Consider the following 23345-nt stretch of genomic DNA (forward strand, 5'->3'; position numbering starts at 1 on the left):
ACTTGCCTTAGCATTGCTTCATGGATTCGGAGCAACTGCGTACCCTGCTGGCGGTCGTCGACGAGGGCTCGTTCGAGGATGCGGCGTACGCCCTGGGCATCACCCCGTCGGCGGTCAGCCAGCGGATCAAGGCGCTGGAGACCCAGCTCGGCCGCACCGTGCTCGTCCGGGCCCGCCCCGTCACCGCCACCGAGTCGGGCACCGTGCTGCTCCGACTGGCCCGCCAGCAGGCCCTGCTGCAGGCCGACGCGCTTGCCGAGCTCGGCGCCGCCGAGGGCACTCGCGCGACGCTCTCGGTGGTGGTCAACGCGGACTCGCTCGCCACCTGGGCGCTCGCCCCGCTGGCCGATGTCGCAGCATCCCAACCGGTACGCCTGGAGGTGCGTCGGGAGGACCAGGACCACTCGACCCGCTGGCTGCGTACCGGTGCCGCGATGGCCGCGGTCACCTCGGTCGCCGACCCGGTTCCGGGCTGCACCGTACGCCGGCTCGGCGCGATGACCTACCGCCCGATGTGCTCCCCGGCGTACCGGGACCGCTGGTTCCCCGAAGGGGCGAGCACGGCGGCACTGGCCGAGGCCCCGCTGGTGGTGTTCGATCGCTCCGACGACCTGCAGCACCGCTGGCTCCGCCGCCGGAGCCGGCGCCTCGATCCGCCGCGGCACTACATCCCCGAATCCACCAGCTACGCGCAGGCGGTCCGGTTGGGGCTCGGGTGGGGCATGATCCCCGACCTGCAACGCACCCCCGACCTGGTGGACCTGGAACCCGGCGGTGCGGTCACGGTGCCGCTGTTCTGGCAGCAGTGGAAGCTGCGCTCCCCCGTCCTGGATGCGCTCGCCGAGGCGCTGGCGGAGGCGGCACCAAACGCCTGAGGCTCGCCGCCCTGTTGTCGCCGCGGACCGCGCGGGCATACTGGGTGACCCGATCCGCAACTCGGTGGATTCGAGAGGAGTCTCCCGATGACCGAACCGCACACCGACCAGTTCGTTCCCGACGAGGACCGCGCAGTGGAGCTGACCGAGGACGAGGTGATCCTCCCCGACGACGCCCCGGTCGACGACGAGGACCGGCACGTGCAACCGCTCGACCCCGACCTCGACGGCCCGATGGATCGCGACGCGCCCGCCCGGCCCGAGGACCAGTGATGACCAGCCGACGTGCCCTGCTGGGGGCCGCCGGTGGGCTGTCGGCGCTCGCCGTCGGCGCCCTGACCGGTTGTTCCAGCGGCGCCGGATCCCGGGATTCCCGCAGCTCGGCGCCACCCGCCGGAGACGCGAGCGCCCCGCCGGCGCCCCCGGGCGCGGTGGCGAGCACCGCGGAGATCCCGGTCGGCAGCGGCAAGATCCTCCCCGCTGCCCAGTTGGTGGTCACCCAGCCGACCGCCGGCGAGTTCGTCGGCCTCTCGGCCTTCTGCACCCATCAGGGCTGCATCGTCTCCCAGCTCCGCGGCAGCACCATCGTCTGCGGCTGCCACGGCTCCCAGTTCGGCCTGGACGGTTCGGTGCAGAAGGGTCCGGCCAACAAACCCCTGGAGAAGATCCCGGTACGCGTCCAGGGCGACGGCATCGTCAAGGGCTGACGGTTTCCGCGGTGGTGTCGTCCTGATAGTTGGTGTCCCGGGTCTCCTGAGCCAGGAACAACCCGATCATGGTGAGCACCGCGGCACCGAGGACGTAGAATCCGACATAGACGATCTTGCCGCCGTTGGCCTGCCAGAGAGCGACCAGCGCGAACGGCGCGGGCCCGGCGCCGATCACCGAGGCAAGGTTGTAGGAGACCGCCGAGCCGGTGTAGCGGACGTTGGCGGGGAACAGTTCCGGCAGGTACGCCGCCATCGGCCCGTAGGTGAGACCCATCAGGATGAACCCGACGATCAGCCCGAGCAGGGCACCGTATCGGCCGGCGTTGAACAGCGGATGCAGCACCAGGCCGTAGACGCCGATCAGCACGGTCACCCCCATCAGCATCCGCCGCCGGCCGAGGCGTTCGGCGAGCGGGCCGGAGACGACGGTGAAGATGCCGAAGAAGACCACCGCGATGATCAGATAGGTGAGGAACTCGGTGCGCGCGAAACCCAGCCCGGGAGTGAAACCGGCGGGGTTGAACGGCTTGCCCGCCTTGGCCGCCGCAGCGGCAGCCGCCTCGACGGTGGCGGCGGTGGTGCCGTAGGTGAGTGTGAACGCGGTCATCATGTAGAAGATCACGTAGGTGGCGATCATGATCACCGTGCCCAGGATCAACGGCTTCCAGGACTTCTTCAGCACGCTGGCGAGCGGGACGCGGACGACCTCACCGCGATCCAGCACCTTCTGGAACGACGGGGTCTCGATCAGCTGGAAGCGGACATAGAGACCGACGACGACCAGCAGGGCCGAGACCAGGAACGGGATCCGCCAACCCCACGAGTTGAACGCCTGCGGGCTCAGATAGGTGTTCAGCAGCAGGAACAGCAGGTTCGAGGTCAGGAAGCCGATCGGGGCACCGAGCTGCGGGAAGGTGCCATAGATGGCCCGCTTGCCGGCCGGCGCGTTCTCGGTCGCCAGCAGCGCGGCACCCGACCACTCCCCACCGAGACCGATGCCCTGGGTGAATCGCAGCACCACAAGGAAAAGCGGCGCCAGGATGGACCAGCCGGGGGTGAGTGCGGTGGGCAGGCACCCGATCAGGAAGGTGCCGATGCCCATCACCAGCAGGCTGGCCACCAGGGTCTTCTTCCGGCCGATCCGGTCGCCGAAGTGACCGAAGATCAGCGAACCCAGTGGGCGCGCCAGGAACGCCACCCCGAACACCGCGAAGGAGGCGAGCAGTTCGGTGGTGGGGTTCTTGGACGGGAAGAACAGGCTCGGGAAGACCAGCGAGGCGGCCGTCCCATAGGCATAGAAATCGAAGAACTCGATCGTGGTGCCGACCAGGCTGGCGGTCAGTACGCGGCCCCGGGTGTTCGGGTTCGCGCCCGATGGCTGCTTCGTCGCATCCTCGGCGGTGTCGGTCATGGGTCCCCTTCGTTCGGTGAGCGGGGCAACCCTAGGACCGATTTCGGGACTCGCGCCGGCGTTCCACGATCTGTCCGTTCAGCGAACAGCCCGCCATGCGCCGCGAAGCGGCAGTGGCCTCTTAGGTTCATCGAGTAGCCAGCCATGCGGAGCGCAGCGGAGCAATGGCTGGCGTGTCGAGATGAACGGGCTCATCTCGATGCTCTTCTGCCACCTACCCGGGAGCGGGCTGATCGGCGACCGGCCTGATCGGGGCTCGCGCCGACTTCGCGGCCCAACTCTCACTCCGCGGCCTGTATGCGGTCCGCGGAGTGAGAGTTGAGCCGCACAGTGGAGAACGCCTGTCAAGGAGAACGCCTGTTTCGGCTGGGCCATGCGGAATGCAGGCGGTGAGGCGGGTCGCTGCGCGAGCTGCTCGAGGGCCGTGGGGCGTACGGCTCAGACGTTGAAGCCGAGCATCCGGAGCTGGTCGCGTCCGTCGTCGCTGATCTTCTCCGGGGTCCACGGCGGCATCCAGACCCAGTTGATCGCGGTCCGGGGGGCCAGGTCCTTCAGCGCGGTGTCGGTCTGGTCCTCGATCACGTCGGTCAGCGGGCAGGCCGCCGAGGTCAGCGTCATGTCGACCGTCACCGAGGAGTCGTCGTCGACGTGCAGCCCGTAGACCAGCCCGAGGTCGACGACGTTGATCCCCAGTTCGGGGTCAACGACGTCCTTCAGCGCCTCGAGGAGCTCCTCCTCGTTGGGCTTGCCGTCGACGACCTCACCGGTCGCCGGATCGGTGACCTCGGGGGTCTGGTCGGGCAGGGTGTCGCGGACCCGGTCCGAGGGCCGGACCTGCTCGGTTTCGGTGCTCTGCTCGGTCATCGTCGTGTCCTTTCGGTCGGTCACGGTTCCACTGTATGCGCCGCCGGCGCCTTCGCTCCGGCCTGCAGGGCCGCATCCCGGAAGGCCTCCCAGCCGAGCAGGGCGCACTTGATCCGGGCGGGGAACTTGGCGACGCCGACGAACGCGATCGCGTCCTCGAAGACGTCCTCGTCGGGCTCGTAGTTGCCGCGGGAGTCCATCATCGTCTTGAACTCCTCGTGCAGCTCGAACGCCTCCGAGACCGGCTTGCCGATCACCAGGTCGGTCATCACCGAGGTGGACGCCTGGGAGATCGAACACCCCTCGGCGTCATAGGAAATGTCGGCGACCTTGTCGCCGTCCAGGTGCACCCGCAGCGTCAGCTCGTCACCGCAGGACGGGTTGACGTGGTGCACCTCGGCCTCGTGCGGATCGCGGAGACCGCTGTGGTGCTTGGCCTTGTAGTGATCCAGGATGATCTGCTGGTACAGCTCCTCGACGTTCATGCACTCACCCCTTGAAGAAGTTGATCGTGTACGCCAGCGCGTCGACGAGCGCATTGATCTCGCCACGGGTGGTGTAGAGGTAGGACGAGGCCCGGGTGGAGGACTGGATGCCCAGCCGCTCGTGCAACGGCCGGGCGCAGTGGTGCCCGCCGCGGACGGCGACCAGCCGGCTGTCCAGCAGCTGCGAGACGTCGTGGGGGTGGATCCCGTCCAGCGTGAAGGAGATCGCTCCGCCCCGCTCGACCATCTCGGTGGGACCGAGGATTCGCAACCCGGGCAGGGTTTTCAGGCCCTCCAGGGCGTACGCGGTGATCTCGGCCTCGTGCCGGGCGATGGCCGGCATGCCGACACCGGTGAGGTAGTCGACCGCGGCGCCCAAGCCGGCGGCCTGCGCGATCGGCGGCGTACCGGCCTCGAAGCGGTGCGGCGGCGGCGCCCAGGTGGAACCGGTCATCCGGACCACCTCGATCATCTCTCCCCCGCCAAGGAACGGCGGCAGCGAGGCGAGCAGATCGTAGCGGCCCCAGAGCACACCGATCCCGGTCGGCCCGACCATCTTGTGGCCGGTGAACGCGACCAGGTCGGCACCCAGCTCACTCACCGAGGTCGGCAGCTGCGGTACGCCCTGGGAGGCGTCGACGACCACGACCGCGCCGACCGCGTGCGCCTGGTCGGCGAGCTGGCGGATCGGGTTGATGGTGCCGAGCACATTGGACACCCAGGTCAGGGAGACGACCTTGGTGCGCTCATTGATCAGACCTTCGCGTTCGGCCTTCTCCAGATCCAGCCGGCCCTCGTCGGTGATGTCGAACCAGCGCAGCGTGGCACCGGTCCGCTCGGCGAGCAGCTGCCAGGGCACGATGTTGGAGTGGTGCTCCATCACCGAGACCACGATCTCGTCACCGGGGCCGAGGGCGAGGTGCTGACCGAGGGTGTGCGCGCACAGGTTCAGCGCCTCGGAGGCGTTCTTGGTGAACACCACCTCCTCGCTGCGCGCGGCGCCGATGAAGGTCCCGACCTTGGCCCGGCCGCCCTCGAACGCCTCGGTCGCCTCGGCACCGAGGACGTGCATCGCGCGGGCGACGTTCGCGTTGTGCAGCCGGTAGTGCTCGGCGATCGTCTCGATCACCGACTCCGGCTTCTGCGAGGTGTTCGCCGAGTCGAGATAGACCAGCGGCTTGCCGTCGATCGTCCGTTCCAGGACGGGAAAATCGCGGCGGATCGCCTCGACGTCGAACGGCGCGGACGCATCCGGCTGCGGTTCGACCGGCAGCGGCGCGGTGTCCGGGATCTCCTCGTTGGTGTGGGTCACCCCGCACCTCCTGTTCTGATCAATGGCCCTGTTCTGCCTGGATCGCTCAGGCGCGGGCGGCGCGCAGATACTTGTCGTAACCCTCGGCCTCCAGCTGGGCGGCCAGCTCGGGGCCACCCTGCTCGGCGAAGCGGCCGTCGACGAAGACGTGCACGAAGTCCGGCTTGATGTAGTTCAGGATCCGCGTGTAGTGGGTGATCAGCAGCACACCGCGATCACCCTGGGCGGCGTACCGGTTGACCCCCTCGGAGGCGATCCGCAGCGCATCGATGTCCAGACCGGAGTCGGTCTCGTCGAGGACCGCGAACTTCGGGTTCAGCAACTCCAGCTGGGCGATCTCGGCGCGCTTCTTCTCACCGCCGGAGAAGCCCTCGTTCACCGAGCGCTGCGCGAACGACTTGTCCAGGTTCACGTTCTCCAGGGATTCGTTGATCTCCTTGACGAACTTGCGGATGTTCGGCGCCTGGCCGTCGATGGCGGTCTTCGCGGTCCGCAGGAAGTTCGACACCGAGACACCGGGCACCTCGACCGGGTACTGCATGGCCAGGAAGAGGCCGGCGCGGGCGCGCTCGTCGACGGTGAGATCCAGGATCTCCTCGCCGTCCAGCTTCACCGAGCCCGAGGTGACCTGATACTTCGGGTGGCCGGCGATGGCGTACGCCAGGGTGGACTTGCCGGAACCGTTCGGGCCCATGATCGCGTGCACCTCGCCCGAGTTCACGGTGAGGTTCACGCCCTTGAGGATCTCCTTGGCACCGGATTCGGTGTCCACGTTGACGTGCAGGTCGTTGATCTCCAGCTTCGACATCTCAGGCTTCCTCGTTGCTCTCGGTGTTCTCGTTGCTCTCGGGGGTCTCGGTCAGGGCGGGGGTGCCCACGGTCAGGGCGAGCTCGGTCTCGATGGCGGCGAGCAGGTGCTGCTCGACCTCCGGTACGCCGATCCGGCGGATGATGTCGGCGAAGAAGCCGTGCACCACCAGGCGGCGGGCCTCGGTCTCGTCGATGCCGCGGCTGCGCAGATAGAACAGCTGCTGGTCGTCGAAGCGGCCGGTGGTTGACGCGTGGCCGGCGCCCTCGATCTCACCGGTCTCGATCTCCAGGTTCGGCACCGAGTCGGCCTTGCACCCGTCGGTGAGCAGCAGGTTCTTGTTCGACTCGTAGGTCTCGATGCCCTCGGCGACCTTGCGGATCAGCACGTCGCCGATCCACACGCTGTGCGCGCGCTTGCCCTGCAGGGCACCGCGATAGTCAACGTTGGAACGGGTTTTCGGGGCATTGTGGTCGACGAACAGCCGGTGTTCGATGTGCTGACCGGCGTCGACGAAATAGAGCCCGTACTGGTCGATCGAGCCCCCGGGCCCGGCGTACTCGGCGGTTTCGGCGATCCGGACCAGGTCCCCACCCAGGGACACGGCCACGCTGCGCACCTGCGCGTCGCGGCCGACGGTGATCGAGGTCTGGCCGGTGTGCACCGCGTCATCGGCCCAGTCGGCGACGGCGACGAAGGTGACATCGGCACCGTCCCCGACCAGCACCTGGGTGAGCCCGGCATAGGTCGCCGACCCGTTGTGGCGGACCGCGATGGTGGCCCGGGAGTGGTTGCCGATCCGGAACACCAGATGCCCGTGCACCACCGACTCCACCGAGTCACCGGTCAGCTCGACGACCACCGGCTCGTCGAGTTCGGTGTTCGCCGGCACGTCCACCAGCAGCGCCTCACCGGCGTACGCCGCGGCGACCGCGGCGAGCCGGTCACCCGGGGCGTGCCCGCCCAGCTTGCGGGCCTCGGAACTGGGCAGGTCGGTGACCGTGACGCCCTCGGGGCTGCGCACCTGGCGGCCCAGCTTCGCGCCGGTGCCCTCGGCCTCGAGCAGGCCACGCAACCGCTTCAGCGGCGTGAACCGCCAGACCTCTTCACGGCCCTGCGGCACCGGATGGTCCGCCAGGTCATAGGACGGGCGCGGGTGCAGGTGGGAGGCGATGCTGCTCTCCACCGCCCCGGCGACATTGGGCTTGGTGTCCACGGACAACGTCTGGATTCTCTTTCTGGGTTGGATCTTCGGGCTTGGCTCGGTGGCTTCGACTCGCTCGTTCCTCGCTCGCTCAGCCAGCGAGGGAACGGCGTCAGCCGACGGCGCCTTCCATCTGCAGCTCGATCAGCCGGTTGAGCTCCAGGGCGTACTCCATCGGCAGCTCCTTGGCGATCGGCTCGATGAAACCGCGCACGATCATCGCCATCGCCTCGTCCTCCTCGATGCCGCGCGACATCAGGTAGAACAGCTGGTCGTCGGAGACCTTGGAGACCGTCGCCTCGTGGGCCATCGACACATCGTCCTCGCGGACATCCACATAGGGGTAGGTGTCGGAGCGGGAGATCTGGTCGACCAGCAGCGCGTCGCACTTCACCGAGGAGGCGGAGTGCTCGGCACCGGGCTGCACCTGCACCAGGCCGCGGTAGCTGGACCGGCCACCGGCCCGCGCGACCGACTTGGAGACGATCGAGCTGGAGGTGTTGGGTGCGCAGTGCACCATCTTGGAGCCGGCGTCCTGGTGCTGGCCCTCGCCGGCGAAGGCGATGGACAGGGTCTCACCGCGGGCGTGCTCGCCCATCAGGTAGACCGCCGGGTACTTCATCGTCACCTTGGAACCGAGGTTGCCGTCGATCCACTCCATGGTGGCACCCTCGGCGCAGGTGGCGCGCTTGGTGACCAGGTTGTAGACGTTGGTGGACCAGTTCTGGATGGTCGTGTAGCGCACCCGGGCGTTCTTCTTCACCACGATCTCGACGACCGCGGAGTGCAGCGAGTCGGACTTGTAGATCGGCGCGGTGCAACCCTCGACGTAGTGCACGTAGGAGCCCTCGTCGGCGATGATCAGGGTCCGCTCGAACTGGCCCATGTTCTCGGTGTTGATCCGGAAGTACGCCTGCAGCGGGATCTCCACGTGCACACCCTTCGGCACGTAGATGAACGAGCCGCCGGACCAGACCGCTGTGTTCAGCGCGGAGAACTTGTTGTCACCGGCGGGGATGACGGTGGCGAAGTACTCCTGGAACAGCTCCGGGTGCTCCTTCAGCGCGGTGTCGGTGTCCATGAAGATGACACCCTGCCGCTCCAGCTCCTCGTTGATCTTGTGGTAGACCACCTCGGACTCGTACTGGGCGGCCACACCGGCGACCAGGCGGGCCTTCTCCGCCTCCGGGATGCCGAGCTTGTCGTAGGTGTTCTTGATGTCCTCGGGCAGGTCTTCCCAGCTCTGCGCCTGCTTCTCGGTGGAGCGGACGAAGTACTTGATGTTGTCGAAGTCGATGGCGTCGAGGTCGGCGCCCCAGGTCGGCATCGGCTTGCGGTCGAACAGCCGCAGGCCCTTGAGCCGCAGGTTGGTCATCCACTCCGGCTCGTCCTTCAACTGCGAGATGTCGCGCACGACGGCCTCGTTCAGGCCGCGGCGGGCCGAGGCACCGGCGACGTCGGGATCGTGCCAGCCCCACTCGTAGTTGCCGAGGGCGTCGAGCTGTTGGTTCTGGTCGAGCTCGGTCATGTCAGTCCTCCTGGTTCGAGGTCGAGCGGTTCTGGGGTCGGGCGGCGGCGCTGCCGTCCCTGGTGCGGGTCGAGATGTGGGTGGTGCAGACACCGTCGCCGTGGGCGATGGTGGCGAGTCGTTGCACGGGTACGCCGAGCAGTTGGCCGAAGAGCTGGGTCTCGGCCTCGCACAGCTGCGGGAACTGCTCGGCGACGTGCGCCACCGGGCAGTGGTGCTGGCAGAGCTGCTCACCGGCCAGTGCCGGGCGGGTCGAGGCCACGTAACCGTCGGCGGACAGCGCCCGGGCCAACGCCTCGACCGGATTGCCGTCGGGTTCGGTGGCCCGCAGCTCACGATAGCGCTGCTCGACGGTGGCGACGCGGGCCCGGGCCAGCTCCTCCAGGGCACCGTCACCGGCGGCCTCGACGAGCTGGGCCAGCGCGGCGACCGCGAGATCGTCATAGGCCTGGTGGAAGGACTGGCGTCCGGTGTCGGTGAGCGCGAACACCTTCGCCGGCCGGCCGCGGCCGCGGGCACCGTAGACCCGCTGCTCGCGGGAGACCAGATGGCCGCGGTCGAGCAGCACCTGCAGGTGGCGCCGGATCGCGGCCGGGGTCAGCTCCAACCGCTCGGCCAGCTCGACCGCGGTCGAGGGGCCGTGCTGCATGATCGACTGCTGCACCCGCTGGCGCGTGGAGGCATCGTCAACGGGGCCCTCCGCCCCGGCCGCCTGGTCCTCGGCGGTCTCGGCGAGGGCGACTCCGGGCGTACCCCTGTCGTCTCGCACGTTTTTCACAACGCCATTCTTGCGTTATTTCTTCCCCACGCAAGCAAGGGCACCCTAAGCCGCCGGCCCGATGGGGTCCAGGCCACCGCCACCGCGATCGTGAGGACATCGTGATCCCAATCGCCGCCAGACGATTGAATGATCATACTTAATGTGTCTAGGGTGATTCCCACGGAGCGGGTCGCAACGATGCCCCGCCGCGAGACGGGAGACGATACCCATGAGGAATCACCGCCCCAGCAAGAATCTTCGGCCCGCGACGCAGTCCCGGATGGTCCGCGGAACCGCGGCCCTGGCGACCGTCCTGGCCGGCTCCCTGCTGCTGTCCGCCTGCGGCGGCGGGGACAAGCCCGCATCGGAGACCAAGGAGATCAAGGTCACGATGGCGAACCATGTGTGGACCACCGAGATCCAGAAGGTGATCCCCGAGTTCGAGCGACAGTCCGGCATCAAGGTCAACGTGACCACCCTCGGCGAGAGCCAGCTCTCCGATCAGTACAACGTCAAGCTGAACGCCGGTACCAACGAGATCGACGTGATGATGTACCGGCCGCTGCAGGAGGGCCGCCAGTTCGCCAAGAACAAGTGGGTCGCCGACCTGACCCAGAACACCTCCGAGGCCGACTACGACTGGGGCGACTTCCAGGAGGCCGCGAAGGCGTCCACCACGATCGACGGCAAGGTCGTCGGCGTACCGCTGATCACCGAACGCCAGGTCGTCTACTACAACAAGGACATCCTCGCCCAGGCCGGCGTACAGCCGCCGAAGACGCTGGATGAACTGGAGACCGCGGCGAAGACGATCAAGGAGAAGGTGCCCGACACCTACGGCATCTCGATGCGCGGCCAGCGCGCCGCCGCGGTCACCCAGTTCTCCTCCTTCCTCTATTCCGAGGGCGGCGACTGGTCGGCCGACGGCAAGGCCACGGTCAACACTCCCGAGGCGGTCCGGGCCTACACCCGCTACGGCTCGCTGCTGAAGAACTACGGCCCGCCCGGGGCGACCAACATGAACTGGCCGGATGCGTTCGCGATATACCAGCAGGGCAAGGCGGGTTTCCTGATCGACGCCGATTCGCTCTACAAGAACGCGATCGACCCGGCGAAGTCGAAGGCCACCAATTCCACCGGTTACCTCGCCTTCCCGGCCGGCAGCGCCGGCTCCAAGCCCTACAACGTGACCTCCTGGGCGCTGGGGGTCAACAACGACTCCGAGGCCAAGGAGGCCTCCTGGCAGTTCATCAAGTGGGCGACCAGCAAGGACCTCACCCTGCGGATGCAGCAGGCCGGTACGCCCGGTGCGCGGGCCTCGGTGTGGGCCGATCCGCAGGGCACCACGAGCTTCCCGGCCGAGCTCGCCCAGGTGATCCAGGAACAGTCCAAGGTCGGCATCGGCCATGACCGTCCCGAGGTGGTCCAGGTGGGCAAGGCCCGCGACATCGTCGGTGGGCCGATCGTCGCCTCGATCGGCGGTCAGGACGTCGCCGGCTCGGCCGGTACCGCCCAGCAGGAGTTCCAGAGCTTCCTGGACGGCGAGAAGCGATAGCCCAACCAACGATCGGCGGGAGGCGACCATGTCCACCACCACCTCGGACACCCGAGGGCCAACCACCCCCGGGGTGACCAACCCGGGCGCGGGCCCGGGCGTGCGGCCGACCAGCGGGTTCGCCGGTTGGGCCAATCGGCACCGCAAATGGGTCTTCGCCGGACCGGCGATGGTCTTCGTGGTGGCCATGGTCGCCTTCCCGATCATCTACACGATCGTCCTGTCGCTCACCGACGCGTCGGGATCGGTGCGCGCCGACTTCGAGTTCATCGGCTTCGAGAACTACGCCACCGTGCTCACCGACACCCGTCGCTTCTGGCCGGCGGTCGGGCGTACCGTCTTCTTCACCGTCGTGGCGGTGGTCGTCGAGGTGGTGCTCGGCATGTGCATCGCCCTGCTGCTGCGCAAACCCTTCAAGGGCCAGGGTCTGGTCCGGGTGGTGATCCTGCTGCCGCTGGTCGCCACCCCGGTCGCGGTGGGCATGATGTGGCTGCTGATCTTCGAGCCGACCACCGGTGCGGCCAACCAGTTGATGCGCGTCCTCGGCCTGCCGGCGCAGGGCTGGATCTCCGATCCCAAGCAGGCCCTTGCCACATTGGCTTTCGTCGACATCTGGCAGTGGACGCCGATGGTGGTGCTGATCCTGCTCGCCGGGCTCACCTCGCTGCCCGAGGAGCCCGACGAGGCGGCCCGGGTGGACGGTGCGAACGCCTGGCAGCGGTTCTGGTTCATCACCGTGCCGATCCTGATGCCGACGATCATCGCCGCGGTCCTGCTGCGCTCCATCGACGCACTGAAGACCTTCGACATCCTCTACGCCACCAAGGGCAAGGGTGGCGGTTCCTCGAACGAGGCCGAGACGCTGAATGTCTACGCCTACGGGCTTTCCTTCGACTACAACGACTACGGCCTCTCCTCCACGGTGCTCGTGCTCTTCTTCGTGATGATCATGATCATCGTCTCGATCCTGGTGATCCGCCGGAACAGGAGCGCGCAGTGAGCAGCACCGTCTCCCCCAGTGTGCCGACCCGTCGACCCCGGTCCACGGCGCAGACCGCGACCAGCCTCGCCCGGGTCCTCGCCCTGGTGCTGGTGATCGCCGGTTTCCTGCTGCCGTTGCTGTGGATGGTGCTGGCCTCGCTGAAGACCAACCTGGACATCACCGATCCGAGCAAGACGCTGGTCTTCGGACCGACGCTGGACAATTACCGCACCGTGTTCGGTCAGGAGAACTTCCTGCCGTTCATCTGGAACAGCTTCGTGATCGGCTTCGCCTCCACCGGCCTGTCGCTGATCCTCGGCGTACCGGCGGCGTACGCGATGAGCCGCTTCGACATGCGGCGGTCCTCCGCACTGGTGCTGATGGCCCGGATCATCCCCGGCGTCTCGCTGCTGGTGCCGTGGTACTACGTGTTCTCCAACCTGCGGCTGGTCGGCAACTATTCGGCGCTGATCCTCTCGCACATGTTCGTCGCGCTGCCGCTGATCGTGTGGATCATGATGTCCTACTTCGACCAGATGCCGACCGAGCTCGAGGAATCGGCGCAGGTCGACGGACTCACCCCGATCGGCGCCTTCCTGCGGATCTCATTGCCCCTGTCGATGCCCGGCATCGCGACCGCGAGCATCCTGGCGTTCATCTTCTCCTGGAACAACTTCATGTTCGCGCTGGTGCTGTCCGGGGAGAACACCCGCACCCTGCCGGTGGCGATCTTCAACTTCATCGCCTACGCCAACATCGACTGGGGTGGCCTGATGGCGGCCGCCACGGTGATCACCGTTCCGATCATGGTGCTCGCCCTGTTCATGCAGCGCTACATCGTCGCCGGCATGACCGCCGGCGCCACCAAGGGGTGAGGGGGTGAGGATCACCGCGGTCGAGACCTTCCTGGTGCCGCCACGCTGGCTGTTCGTCAAGATCTCCACCGACGAAGGGATCGCGGGCTGGGGTGAGGCGGTCGTCGAGGGCCGCGCGGACACGGTGCGGGCCGCCGTCGGTGAACTCGCCGATTTGCTCATCGGTCAGCCGGCGATGCGGATCGAGGACCACTGGCAGGTGATGACCAAGTCCTCCTTCTATCGCTTCGGGGCGGTCTTCTCCAGCGCGGTGGCCGGCCTGGACCAGGCCCTGTGGGACATCCAGGGCAAGACCCTCGGCGTACCGGTGCACGTCCTTCTCGGTGGACCGGTCCGCGACCGGATCCGGGTCTACTGCTGGGTCGGCGGAGATGAACCGAGCGAGGTCGCCGAGCAGATCCGCGCCCAGGTCGAGGCCGGGTTCACCGCGGTGAAGATGAACGCCAGCGGCCGGATGTCGCGGATCGCCACGGTCGCCGAGATCGACGGGGTGGTGCAGCGGGTGGCCGCCGCCCGCGAGGTGCTCGGCGCCGATCGCGACGTGGCGGTCGACTTCCACGGCCGGGCCAGCGTCGGCAACGTACGCCGCATCGCTCCCCTGCTGGAACCGCTGCAGCCGCTGTTCATCGAGGAACCGACGCTGCCGGAGAACTCCCACCTGCTGCGTGAGGTGACCACCGCGACCACCATCCCGGTGGCCACCGGCGAGCGGCTGTTCAACCGGCAGGAGTTCCTGCCGGCACTGCAAGCCGGGATCGCGGTCGCCCAACCCGACCTGTCGCATGCCGGTGGGATCTCCGAGGTGCGCCGGATCGCCAGCCTGGCCGAGACCTTCGACGTCCAGCTCGCCCCGCACTGCCCCCTCGGCCCGCTGACCCTGGCCGCCTCGCTGCAGGTCGGGTTCGCCAGCCCCAACCACGTGATCCAGGAGCAGTCGATCGGCATCCACTACAACCAGGGCGCCGAGGTGCTCGACCACGTGCTGAACCGGGAGGTGTTCCGCTTCGTCGACGGTTACGTGGAACGCCCGCTCGGCCCGGGACTGGGGGTCGAGATCGACGAGGCCTCGGTGCGCCGGGCCGATCAGGTCGGGCACCGCTGGCGCACCCCGTGGTGGCGTTACCCGGACGGCTCCTTCGCGGAGTGGTGAGGGTTGCCGCGGTGGGCCACAATGTCGGTCGTGCCGACCGATCCCACCGCCCAGACACTGCGCCTGCCCGACGGCAGGTCGTTGGGTTTCGCCGACTACGGCACCCCGACCGGGGTGCCGATGCTGTTCCTGCACGGCCAGCCCGGGTCGCGGCTGATCGGCGCCCTGATGGACGGCGCGGCGCGCGAGGTGGGTGTCCGCCTGATCGCGGTCGACCGGCCCGGTATCGGATTGTCGGACTCGGTCGGCGAGCGCACCCATTCCCAGTTCGCCGGTGACCTGTCCGGCGCCCTGGAGGTGCTCGGGCTGGGCCCGACACCGATCGTCGCCTGGTCGGCCGGCGGGGCGTACGCCCTGGCCTGGGCGGCGGCCCGGCCCGAGCTGGTCCCGGCGGTCGGCGTACTCGGCGGGGTCGGCCCGGGTGGCGCGCTGGATGGTGCCTGGTCCGCGCTGAAGAACCGCCTCGGCGTACCGACCGGGGTGTTGAAGATGCCCGCCGAGGCCTGGAGCGTCACCCTCTCCCGGACCTGGCTGAAGACCCGCAGCGCGGCCGGTGAGCGGGTCGAACTGGCCACCGATGTCGCCCCGATCCTGGCCCGCGGCTTCCGTGAGGGCGTCCGTCAGGGCACCGCCGCGGCCCGGTTGGAGACCCGGTTGCTGGGCGGTGACTGGGACTTCGACCCGGCCACCGTGCGGGTGCCGGTGTGGCTCTGGCACGGCAAGGACGACGCCCTGGTCCCCTGGTCCCAGACCCGGGAACTGGCCGCTCGGATCCCCGACGCGCGCAGCACCCTGATCCCCGGTGAGGGCCATGTGTCGCTGCTGGTCAACCACGGTGCGGAGATCCTCACCACGATGCTGCGGACCGGCTGACTCGGTCCTGGACGGCGGTGACGAGAGAACGCCGCGCGGACTCAGCCCCTGGTGACCATCTGTTCGCGGCGCTCGGTGCCGACCGCGTCGATGACATCGGCGGGCAGCGCGTTGACCGTTTCGCGCCGGTAGCTGGTCTGCAGGGCCCGATCCCGGCCGCCGCTTTCTGCCACCACTTCCGAGCTCCGGGCGTCAAAGGTCAGTGAGGCACTGATTGCCGGTTGCGATCGGTCGGTGAACTGCGCGACCAGCACCGCCTTGCCAGCGAGTTCGGCGCGTTCGACGGTCACCAGTGGGGTCGTCATTCCGGGGTCCTTCGGCCGCGGCAGGGACTGACCGGATTCATCGGCAAGCGACGACAACACCTGGATCGCAGCCGCACGGACGGCGGGCGGAGTGGTCTCCTGACGGACCAGCTCACCAATCTCCTTGAACATCGCCTGGGTGGTGGACTCGGTGCCCGTGGCCCGCTCGCTCAGCCACCGCTGCAACGCGGCGGGATCGCTGGGGGCAACCTCCGATGTCGGTCGCAGCACCGAGTAGAAGGTCGAGCTGCCCGGACGAGTGTCCTTGCGCCAGGTCCAGCCATCACCGGCTGTGTAGGTGTTGATGGTGAGACCGTCCCCCTGGCTTCGCACGACCAGCCGGTACGCCCCAGCGGGCACGTCCACGCTCGTTCTCGCCCGCTCCGCGAGATCGCCGAGTGTGGCGGCAGCCGCGACTGGCGGGGCGAGCACCCCACCAACAGGACCGGGCTGCTGCTGTTCGGCCGGCGGCTCGTTGGGCGCCAGTTGCACCCCGATCGCAATCCCGGTGACGACCAGCACCCCAGCCGCAACAGCGATGATGCGGAATCGGGATGACGGGCGCGGGCCCGTAGTGGCGGGTGCATCGATCACCGGTTCATCCGAGCGGGCGGACAGCAACCCGTCGAGCAATTCCTGGCGCCGAGCGGTGGGAAACTCCGCCGCCAGTTCATCGTCGGTGGGACGGGCGGCCCGCAACTGCAGATCGATGTTCGTCATCTCAATACCTCGGTTCGTTGGCGGTGACGGTCGCCTGGCTGGGACCATCGGGTCGGTCATCGAGTTCGGTGAGGGCAGCCTCCAACCTCCGGCGAGCGCGGGAAATCCTTGCGGCAAACGCATTGCGACTGATGCCGAGAACCTGAGCCGCCTGCGGTTGGGTGAGCCCGTCCCAGGCAACGAGCAGGAGCGCCTCGCGGTCCCGAGGGGACAAGGAGCGCAACGCGGCGCGCATCTCCTCCCGAGCCAAGACCTCGCTCTCTGGTCCTGCCGATGACTGGGCCAGCAACTGAAACGCCGCTTCATCGACCAGCTCCCGCCGTCGTCGCTCACCACGCCAGTGAGTTTCCAGGCAGTTTCTGGCCGTGATCAGCAACCAGGGCAACAGGGGTTCCGGCAACTCGTCCCAACGCCGCCAGGCAGCGAGGAAGGTGTCCGAGACGACCTGCTCAGCGGTCTCCGGATCGCTGTGCCGCCGGGCGAATGCATAGACGCGGCCGGCGAAAGAGGCGTACACACCCCGAAAGCCCGCCTCGGCCTCGGCCGGCCCGGTCTCTCTCATCTGGTTCACACCCAGTCTGTTGCCGGCTCCGGGCTCATCGTGACACATCGCAGGCATGGCCGCTGCGGGTGTGACGAAGGACCCGCTCGCCGGCGCGGGTCCCGCGGGTCATCGGCCGTACAATGAGGCGGTGCCCGCAACCGCCCTCGACCTCGCCGACGTCCGGCTGTCGCGTGGTGGTCGGACGATCCTCGACGGGCTGTCGCTGACCGCCCCGGCGGGTGAGATCACCGCACTGCTCGGCCCCAACGGCGCCGGCAAGACCAGCACCATCCGCTGCTGCACCGGCCTCTACGGGCCGGGTGAGTTCACCGGCACGATCGAGGTCTGCGGGACCACTCCGGCCGCGGCCGCCGCCGCCGGGTTGATCGGGGTGATGCCGCAATCGGTGGGCGCCTGGTCCGGGATCAAGCCGCTCGAGCTGCTGCACCATCTCGCCGGGTTGTACGCCCACCCGCTGCCGGTCGCCGCGCTGGCCGGCGAACTCGGCATCGATCGCTTCGCCCAGACCACCTATCGCCGGCTCTCCGGCGGCCAGCAGCAGCTGGTCAATCTGGCCGGAGCGCTGATCGGGCGCCCCCAACTGGTCTTCCTCGACGAGCCCACCGCCGGCCTCGATCCGCACGTTCGCCGGCAGATCTGGCAGCTGCTGGCGAGCCTGCGGGCCGCCGGGGTCTCGGTGCTGCTGACCACCCACGCGATGGACGAGGCGCAGACACTCGCCGACGGCGTACACATCATCGATGCCGGCCGAGTGGTGCTCGCCGGATCGGTCGCCGAGCTGACCGCCGAACGCTCGATGGAGGAGCTGTTCCTGGCCGCCACCCGACCGGAGGCACGATGACCACCCTCGACCTCTCCCCCGCCCCCGGTGCCGCACCGGCCGGTACCCGGGTCTGGCGACAGGCCCGTACCGAGGCGATGCTGCTGGTCCGCAACGGCGAGCAATTGCTGCTGGCACTGGTGATCCCGATCGGCGCACTGGTGCTGGGCCGGTTGCTCGGCGACCGGTTCGGACTGGACTTCGCGCTGCTGGTGCCCTCGGTGCTGGCGCTGGCGATCTGGTCCTCGGCGTTCACCTCGCTGGCGATCGCGACCGGGTTCGAGCGGCGTTACGGGGTGCTGGAACGGCTCGCGAGTACGCCGCTGACGCGGACGGGATTGCTGCTGGGCAAGGCGATCTCGCTGCTGCTGGTCACCGCCGGTCAACTGGTGCTGCTGATGCTCGCCGCGTTCGCACTCGGCTGGCGACCGGTGCTGCAGCCACTCCCGGTGCTGATCGGGGTGCTGGCGACGGTGCTCGCCGGGGTCGCCTTCGCCGCCCTGGCGCTGCTGCTGGCCGGGACGCTGCGCGCCGAACTGACGCTGGGTCTGGCGAACCTGATCTATCTGCTGCTGGCGGTCGCCGGTGGCGTCCTGCTGCCGCTCTCCGGATATCCGGAGGCGATCCGACCGGTCGTGGCGGCGCTGCCGACCGCGGCCCTGGCCGAGGCGCTGCGTGGCGCCGGGACCGGGCAGGCGATCTGGTGGTCGCTCCCGGTGCTGCTGGCCTGGGCGGTAGCGGCCAGTCTGCTGACCAGAAAGGTGTTCCGATGGATGTCCTGACCGCCGAGCCCGCCCAGACGGCTGCCGAGGAACGCCGGTGGCGGACCTTGCGTGGCTGGGCGATCGGTTCGCTCGCCGGCAACATGGGCCTGATCCTCACCGGTGCGCTGGTTCGGTTGACCAAGTCCGGGCTCGGTTGCCCGACCTGGCCGAAGTGCACCAACCAGTCGCTGATCCCGGACAGCTTCGGGCTGCACCCGGCGATCGAGTTCGGCAACCGGCTGCTCACCTTCGCCCTGATCGCACTGGCGATCGGCACCTTCTGGGCGGCGCTGCGGGTCCGCGACAACGGCCGTCCGCGCCGCGACCTGGTCCTGATCGCGTTCTGGGCGGCGCTCGGCATCCCCGCCCAGGCAGTGATCGGTGGGATCACCGTGCTCACCCAGCTCAACCCCTATGTGGTGGCCGGGCACCTGCTGGTCTCGGTGGCGCTGGTCGTGGTGCTGGTGCTGCTCGTCCGCCGCGCGAAGCGGCTCGAACCACAACCCGTCTCGGCAGCCGGCCAATTGTGGGCCCGGATCACCTTCTGGCTGGTGATGCTCTCGGTGGTGCTCGGCACCCTGGTCACCGGCTCCGCCCCGCACGGTGGCGATGACGAGGCCGCCCGGACCGGCTTCACCCTGGAGGTCGTCGCCAAGGCACACGCCTGGAGCGTCTGGGCCGTGATCATCGCGCTGGCGATCGCCTGGTGGCTGACCCGCTCCCGCGCCGCGGCCTGGCTGGCGCTGGCGGTGGTGGCGCAGGGCCTGGTCGGCTACCTGCAGTACTTCAACGGCCTGCCGATCTGGATCGTGGCACTGCACATGATCGGGGTGTCGGTGGTCTCGGCGCTGGCGGCGAATCTCCTCTGGGGCGTACGCCGGGAGGTCACGACCCGCTGACGAAACCCTCCTGTCAGGAGGGTGTCTCTGGCTGGCTCGGGGCTGCGTTCGGCAATCGTCGGATCAGTCGCCAGACCAGATAGAGCACTCCCCCGAAAAGGACCGCAAGCATCGCCCAGATCACGAATGCGAACTGCGCCGACCAACGCTCAGCGACCAGCACCATTCCTGGCCGAGTGCCGATCATCACCACCCCGCTCAGAAAGCTCGCTGCTGAGACGGCCGTGGACCTTGCATGCGGTGGCGCCTTGATCCCGATCCACGCTTCGGTGGTCACCCAGACCAGATTGAACCCAGCACCGATGACCGGGACCCACAGCACTGGCCCGAGATCGGGCCACAAGCCCACAGCAGCGGTCGACCCGATCATCAGCACGGCGCCGAGCCCGACTGCCCAAGGCGCGAATCGCTCGGGGAGGGTCGACAACAACGCACTCGCCAACACGCCTGAGACCGCATAGAGCACATACATCAGCGCCGACCCTTCGGCACCGATTCCCAACTCCGTCGCCAGAGGTTGATAGAGGATGACCAGCGTCCAGGCGACAGTCAGCACCCAGATGCCCAGCAGCATCGCACCACCGGCCGGCAGCAGACTTCGCGGATCGGGGGTCCGCCACGGTGATCGACTGGTGACTCTGTGCCGCGGCATCGCTGGCAGCAGCAGGAGCAGCGGCAGAATCAGGCCTCCCGCCAGAGCTGTCAGCAAGAACGGGAGCCGGATGTCTGTCTGATAGAGCAACCCCGCGAAGGCCAGACTCGCCGCACCAGTCGCGGTACTGACCGCGCGCACCCGGCTCCACGCGCGATGCAATCCAACCGCCAGCCTGCCCGTGCTGGCCAACTCCGCCAGAACGGCGCTCCCCAAGCCGGAGGCGGCCGCCCACTGGATGCCCCACAGGAACCAGATGACCATCACCTGCCAGGTCGACTGGACGAAGGCAGCCCCAACGAAGGTGAACAGGGTCAGCAGCGCCAACCACAGGTACGCAATACGTTGCCCGAATCGATCTGCCAGCACTCCCATCGGAAGCTCGGAAATCACCACCGCTACTCGGAAGCAGCCGTCGGCGAGAGCGATCGTGGTGAGACTGAAACCCTGATCCAGCAGGAAGATCATCCACACGGGGAACCAGAACTGAACTGCCAGCAACCCCTCGATGGCAGTGAGGGCGATCAAATTCCGACGAGCAGTCATCAACGGTTGCTGAGCCGCCGGAAGTAGAGATAGAGGACCGTGAGAATCAGACAGGCCGCAATGGATGCCAACAGGAGCCCGTCGGCGGACTGAGCGGCGAACCAGGCGACGAGGCGGCTCCCGCCGCCGTCATAACTCGCCATCCCCGGATCACTGTTCATCGTTCGTCCGAACTCGGTCAGCGCGAGCGTTGTGCTCACCACGGAGGTGATTCCAATGGCCAGCAGGATGACATCGGTGAACAACGAGGCACGCGATGATCGAGTCTCGGAGAGCTCTGAGAGTCTCTTGTCCGCTGCATCGACCTTCTCCCTGGCGGGCTGCACGACGATCTCGTCGAACTTCCAGGATTCCAACAGTCCGTCGAACTCCCGCAACCGAGCCCGACGCAGGAACTTCCTTATCTCGGAACGCTCCATCTCGATGAACGCCACGCGGCGGGAGCCCTGCTCAAGCTCTCGGCGGAGTTCGGCCATCGGCCATGGCGGATCCTTGGCCAGGGACAGCGCCAGGATTCCCTTCAGGCGGATCTCCTCCTGTTCGGTAGCCCCGTAGAAGTACTGGGCGTATCGGAGGGCGAACATCATGTCCGGGAAGGTCTGCGGAAGGGGTTGGCGGAGCTCGTCCTCGGTCATCAGGAAGACATGGTGGAACCATCTGGCGAACTGTCGGAGGCCACTGCCGGGATCGATCAGCCGCTGCGCCACACCAGGTTCGACGGCCTCGACATCCCGCAACCACTCGTTGACGAGATCGGCAAGCGCGGGATCATTCTCCTGGATGCACAGGGATCTCGTGATCCACAACGGACGACCCAGGCAGCCATCTCGACCGGGAAGCGTACGCGCTGCTGGCTCGACGAACTCCGCACGTGGGTCGACATCACGGATACTGGTGACGATCTGCACCAGGAACCGGTCGTGCAGGAACTTGATGAACCTGGGGATCCACTCGGTGAATGCTTCGTCGATGTCATCAAGGCGGGGAGCCAGGGGTGAATCCGGACCTTCCGCCACGCTGCATTCCAGTTCGACCGAGAAGACGCCATGGTTGTACAACCGGCAGGTGATGGCGTCCTCGATGTCAATCAATTCAAGGGGTTCCGGTGGAGTCAAGGGAAACAGCTCGGGATTGAAGCGCAGCGAAAGCACTTCGACCGGTCGGTCCAGATCGTCGTCGACGATGCTGCCCCAACCCTTGTTGTCCCGACGTGCACGAGCAACGGTCATGGTGTTGGCGTCGAAGACGCTGTCCTCGAGCAACCTGCGCTCGACTGCCTGCCAGAACTCCTCATAAGCGGCGGGATTGCGCTCGGCGGCACCCAGTGTCTCGCGGAAGTCGATCGACGAGGGGACCAGTGCGCACAACTTGATCATCCGGGCTCCTTGATCAATCGCAGGGCGGCCGGGTCCACCTCGAGAATTCGTCCAGCGAGAGGACCGTCGATGACCTTCACCTCGGCACGTTCGGTCCGCGGGGCCGGCCCTGGGGTTGCATAACTTGTCGGCCAGCGGCGGACATGGACCTTTGCACCCGGCGCGGAGAGCACCACCTGCTGATCCTGGACGGTGAACAGTTCGACCGGTCCCGCACCGACCAGCTCTGCGGCCTCTTGGTTGGGCGAGGTGATCGGGGCCACAGCTCGGCGATAGTTCTCGGTCAGCTTGTACGCAGCGAGTTCCCGATTGAAGCCCGCCATGATCTCCTCACCCTGGACAGATCTCTTGATCAGGAAATGGAGGGTCTCCTTGGAACCCAGCAAGGGGTTGCCGCTGGGGTCCACTGATTCGAATGCTGCGGCATCGCCGCTGAATCGGGGATCGGTCAGGACGGCGGCTCCGGACTCAAGGCTCTCCGGAACGAGGTCGACATCACCGCGATTGAGGGCTTCGAAGGCCTCGAGACTCGAATCGAAGGTGACCTTGCCGGCAGGTGCCTGCATGAGTGAGGCCCAGTAGTCGTATCCGGGAACCACACCGATCTTCAACCCGCGCAGATCCTCCGGAATCTTGATCTGCCTGGCCCGCTCGTTGTCCCTGCGGGTGAAAAGAACGTACTCGAACTCCATCAGGGGATCCGAGGCCACGAAATCCCGGAGTCGGTCCTTGCCCGCCGTGAACACCCTGTTCCTGTGACTGCTTGGTGGCCAATGACCACGATGTGTATCGGACCGTGGGGTCGTAACCCTGTCGCTCGAGTACCTCGGTGACAATCTGTGCGGTCGGCCCACCCTGTGGCATTCCCTCACCCACGTATGGCGCCCACTCCCCGGAGGTGACGATCACTGGCTTGGAAGGACGGACCGGTTCGGGCGCGAAAACCGAGACCAGCAGGCCAGCCGCCACGACGCAGACGGCGGCCACCACGATGATCGGCAGGTAACTTCTGATCCGTTCACGAAATCGCATAGGCGCGGCGCTCTCCTACATCCCGGGGGTGGGATCGTGAGCGTATCGGCCATGGCGGTCATCCGCCGGAAGTTCGACAAATCGGAGAAATCATCCGCGCCGCTGGCGTACGCAGGGACATGCAGTAGGGCAACTATTCGCGATCGAAAACCCAGTCTCACTGGGTTTGATCATGGATTTCGCGTACTACTGCATGTCCTGGCGTTCGCCAGGTCACCCTCAGGCCTTACTGCAAGCGCAGAACTCCGCTGGCTCGGCCGTCGCGCGCGATGCC

Annotated in this window: 24 protein-coding genes; 11 read left to right on the plus strand and 13 right to left on the minus strand. The window is 67.6% G+C overall.

The window, feature by feature from the left end; genetic code table 11:
* Window positions 1-20 precede the first annotated feature (20 nt).
* The 3 genes from C8D81_RS07160 to C8D81_RS07170 all read left to right on the plus strand — a co-directional run bounded on the left by C8D81_RS07160 (window position 21) and on the right by C8D81_RS07170 (window position 1582).
* Entirely contained in the window at window positions 21-875 is an 855-nt protein-coding gene (locus tag C8D81_RS07160; protein WP_094432954.1) for a LysR family transcriptional regulator ArgP, read from the plus strand.
* Window positions 876-962: 87 nt separating this feature from the next.
* Window positions 963-1148 carry a hypothetical protein gene (locus tag C8D81_RS07165; RefSeq protein ID WP_094432956.1) on the plus strand — a complete coding sequence of 62 codons (186 nt, stop codon included), beginning with the start codon at window positions 963-965 and terminating at the stop codon, window positions 1146-1148.
* Complete coding sequence (locus C8D81_RS07170; protein WP_094432958.1) at window positions 1148-1582, plus strand: QcrA and Rieske domain-containing protein; 435 nt, start codon at window positions 1148-1150, stop codon at window positions 1580-1582. Before C8D81_RS07165 ends, C8D81_RS07170 begins: the two co-directional genes overlap by 1 nt.
* Here C8D81_RS07170 and C8D81_RS07175 read toward each other — a convergent pair.
* The 8 genes from C8D81_RS07175 to C8D81_RS07210 form a co-directional block, all read right to left on the minus strand.
* A complete protein-coding gene (locus tag C8D81_RS07175) occupies window positions 1572-2996 on the minus strand; it encodes an MFS transporter (protein WP_094432960.1) in 1425 nt (474 codons plus the stop codon). The two genes, C8D81_RS07170 and C8D81_RS07175, sit on opposite strands and share 11 nt — an antisense overlap.
* Before the next feature lie 438 nt (window positions 2997-3434).
* The gene (locus C8D81_RS07180; protein WP_133625882.1) at window positions 3435-3860 is read right to left on the minus strand and encodes a metal-sulfur cluster assembly factor; all 426 of its coding nucleotides are present in this window, start codon (window positions 3858-3860) and stop codon (window positions 3435-3437) included.
* A 20-nt stretch (window positions 3861-3880) separates the two neighbouring features.
* On the minus strand, window positions 3881-4345 hold the full coding sequence (gene sufU / locus C8D81_RS07185) for a Fe-S cluster assembly sulfur transfer protein SufU (protein ID WP_094432963.1): 465 nt from the start codon (window positions 4343-4345) through the stop codon (window positions 3881-3883).
* A gap of 4 nt (window positions 4346-4349) precedes the next feature.
* Window positions 4350-5618, minus strand: a complete 1269-nt coding sequence (locus tag C8D81_RS07190; RefSeq protein ID WP_094433152.1) for a SufS family cysteine desulfurase — start codon at window positions 5616-5618, stop codon at window positions 4350-4352.
* 85 nt (window positions 5619-5703) lie between these two features.
* Window positions 5704-6465 carry a Fe-S cluster assembly ATPase SufC gene (gene sufC, locus C8D81_RS07195; RefSeq protein WP_094403808.1) on the minus strand — a complete coding sequence of 254 codons (762 nt, stop codon included), beginning with the start codon at window positions 6463-6465 and terminating at the stop codon, window positions 5704-5706.
* 1 nt (window position 6466) lies between these two features.
* On the minus strand, window positions 6467-7687 hold the full coding sequence (sufD, locus tag C8D81_RS07200) for a Fe-S cluster assembly protein SufD (protein ID WP_229117801.1): 1221 nt from the start codon (window positions 7685-7687) through the stop codon (window positions 6467-6469).
* A 94-nt stretch (window positions 7688-7781) separates the two neighbouring features.
* Window positions 7782-9197: a Fe-S cluster assembly protein SufB gene (gene sufB, locus C8D81_RS07205; protein WP_094432965.1), complete on the minus strand. Its 1416-nt coding sequence runs from the start codon at window positions 9195-9197 to the stop codon at window positions 7782-7784.
* 1 nt (window position 9198) lies between these two features.
* Window positions 9199-9975, minus strand: coding sequence for a helix-turn-helix transcriptional regulator (locus C8D81_RS07210; protein ID WP_324252385.1), 777 nt, complete (start codon window positions 9973-9975; stop codon window positions 9199-9201).
* 211 nt (window positions 9976-10186) lie between these two features.
* On the opposite strand from C8D81_RS07210, the gene C8D81_RS07215 reads away from it, so the two are divergent.
* Genes C8D81_RS07215 through C8D81_RS07235 form a run of 5 tightly spaced genes read left to right on the plus strand, consistent with a single transcriptional unit; the run spans window position 10187 to window position 15392 of the window.
* Complete coding sequence (locus C8D81_RS07215; RefSeq protein WP_208109136.1) at window positions 10187-11512, plus strand: ABC transporter substrate-binding protein; 1326 nt, start codon at window positions 10187-10189, stop codon at window positions 11510-11512.
* Window positions 11513-11540: 28 nt separating this feature from the next.
* Window positions 11541-12512 carry a carbohydrate ABC transporter permease gene (locus C8D81_RS07220; protein WP_208109137.1) on the plus strand — a complete coding sequence of 324 codons (972 nt, stop codon included), beginning with the start codon at window positions 11541-11543 and terminating at the stop codon, window positions 12510-12512.
* Window positions 12509-13369: a carbohydrate ABC transporter permease gene (locus C8D81_RS07225; RefSeq protein ID WP_208109138.1), complete on the plus strand. Its 861-nt coding sequence runs from the start codon at window positions 12509-12511 to the stop codon at window positions 13367-13369. The genes C8D81_RS07220 and C8D81_RS07225 overlap by 4 nt, the downstream gene beginning before the upstream one ends.
* Before the next feature lie 4 nt (window positions 13370-13373).
* Complete coding sequence (dgoD, locus tag C8D81_RS07230; RefSeq protein ID WP_133625777.1) at window positions 13374-14519, plus strand: galactonate dehydratase; 1146 nt, start codon at window positions 13374-13376, stop codon at window positions 14517-14519.
* Between the two features lie 30 nt (window positions 14520-14549).
* Entirely contained in the window at window positions 14550-15392 is an 843-nt protein-coding gene (locus C8D81_RS07235) for an alpha/beta fold hydrolase (RefSeq protein WP_166646703.1), read from the plus strand.
* 41 nt (window positions 15393-15433) lie between these two features.
* On the opposite strand, the gene C8D81_RS07240 is transcribed toward C8D81_RS07235, so the two are convergent.
* Entirely contained in the window at window positions 15434-16417 is a 984-nt protein-coding gene (locus C8D81_RS07240; protein ID WP_094432971.1) for a hypothetical protein, read from the minus strand.
* 1 nt (window position 16418) lies between these two features.
* Window positions 16419-16979, minus strand: a complete 561-nt coding sequence (locus tag C8D81_RS07245) for an RNA polymerase sigma factor (RefSeq protein ID WP_166646704.1) — start codon at window positions 16977-16979, stop codon at window positions 16419-16421.
* Between the two features lie 130 nt (window positions 16980-17109).
* Between C8D81_RS07245 and C8D81_RS07250 the strand changes: the two genes are divergently transcribed.
* The 3 genes from C8D81_RS07250 to C8D81_RS07260 are packed head-to-tail and all read left to right on the plus strand — an operon-like array spanning window position 17110 to window position 19465.
* Window positions 17110-17823 (plus strand): ABC transporter ATP-binding protein, encoded by a 714-nt coding sequence (locus C8D81_RS07250; RefSeq protein ID WP_229119700.1) that lies wholly within the window; start codon window positions 17110-17112, stop codon window positions 17821-17823.
* On the plus strand, window positions 17820-18584 hold the full coding sequence (locus tag C8D81_RS07255; protein WP_133625778.1) for an ABC transporter permease: 765 nt from the start codon (window positions 17820-17822) through the stop codon (window positions 18582-18584). Before C8D81_RS07250 ends, C8D81_RS07255 begins: the two co-directional genes overlap by 4 nt.
* Entirely contained in the window at window positions 18572-19465 is an 894-nt protein-coding gene (locus C8D81_RS07260) for a COX15/CtaA family protein (RefSeq protein WP_094428935.1), read from the plus strand. The genes C8D81_RS07255 and C8D81_RS07260 overlap by 13 nt, the downstream gene beginning before the upstream one ends.
* Before the next feature lie 13 nt (window positions 19466-19478).
* Here C8D81_RS07260 and C8D81_RS07265 read toward each other — a convergent pair whose 3' ends face one another.
* Genes C8D81_RS07265 through C8D81_RS07275 form a run of 3 tightly spaced genes read right to left on the minus strand, consistent with a single transcriptional unit; the run spans window position 19479 to window position 22731 of the window.
* Window positions 19479-20663, minus strand: a complete 1185-nt coding sequence (locus tag C8D81_RS07265; protein ID WP_094432981.1) for an MFS transporter — start codon at window positions 20661-20663, stop codon at window positions 19479-19481.
* Window positions 20663-22039 carry a hypothetical protein gene (locus C8D81_RS07270; RefSeq protein WP_094432983.1) on the minus strand — a complete coding sequence of 459 codons (1377 nt, stop codon included), beginning with the start codon at window positions 22037-22039 and terminating at the stop codon, window positions 20663-20665. Before C8D81_RS07270 ends, C8D81_RS07265 begins: the two co-directional genes overlap by 1 nt.
* Complete coding sequence (locus tag C8D81_RS07275; RefSeq protein WP_133625779.1) at window positions 22036-22731, minus strand: hypothetical protein; 696 nt, start codon at window positions 22729-22731, stop codon at window positions 22036-22038. The genes C8D81_RS07270 and C8D81_RS07275 overlap by 4 nt, the downstream gene beginning before the upstream one ends.
* Window positions 22732-23345: the final 614 nt, after the last annotated feature.

Source organism: Enemella evansiae (assembly GCF_004362375.1).
Classification (GTDB): Bacteria; Actinomycetota; Actinomycetes; order Propionibacteriales; family Propionibacteriaceae; genus Enemella; species Enemella evansiae.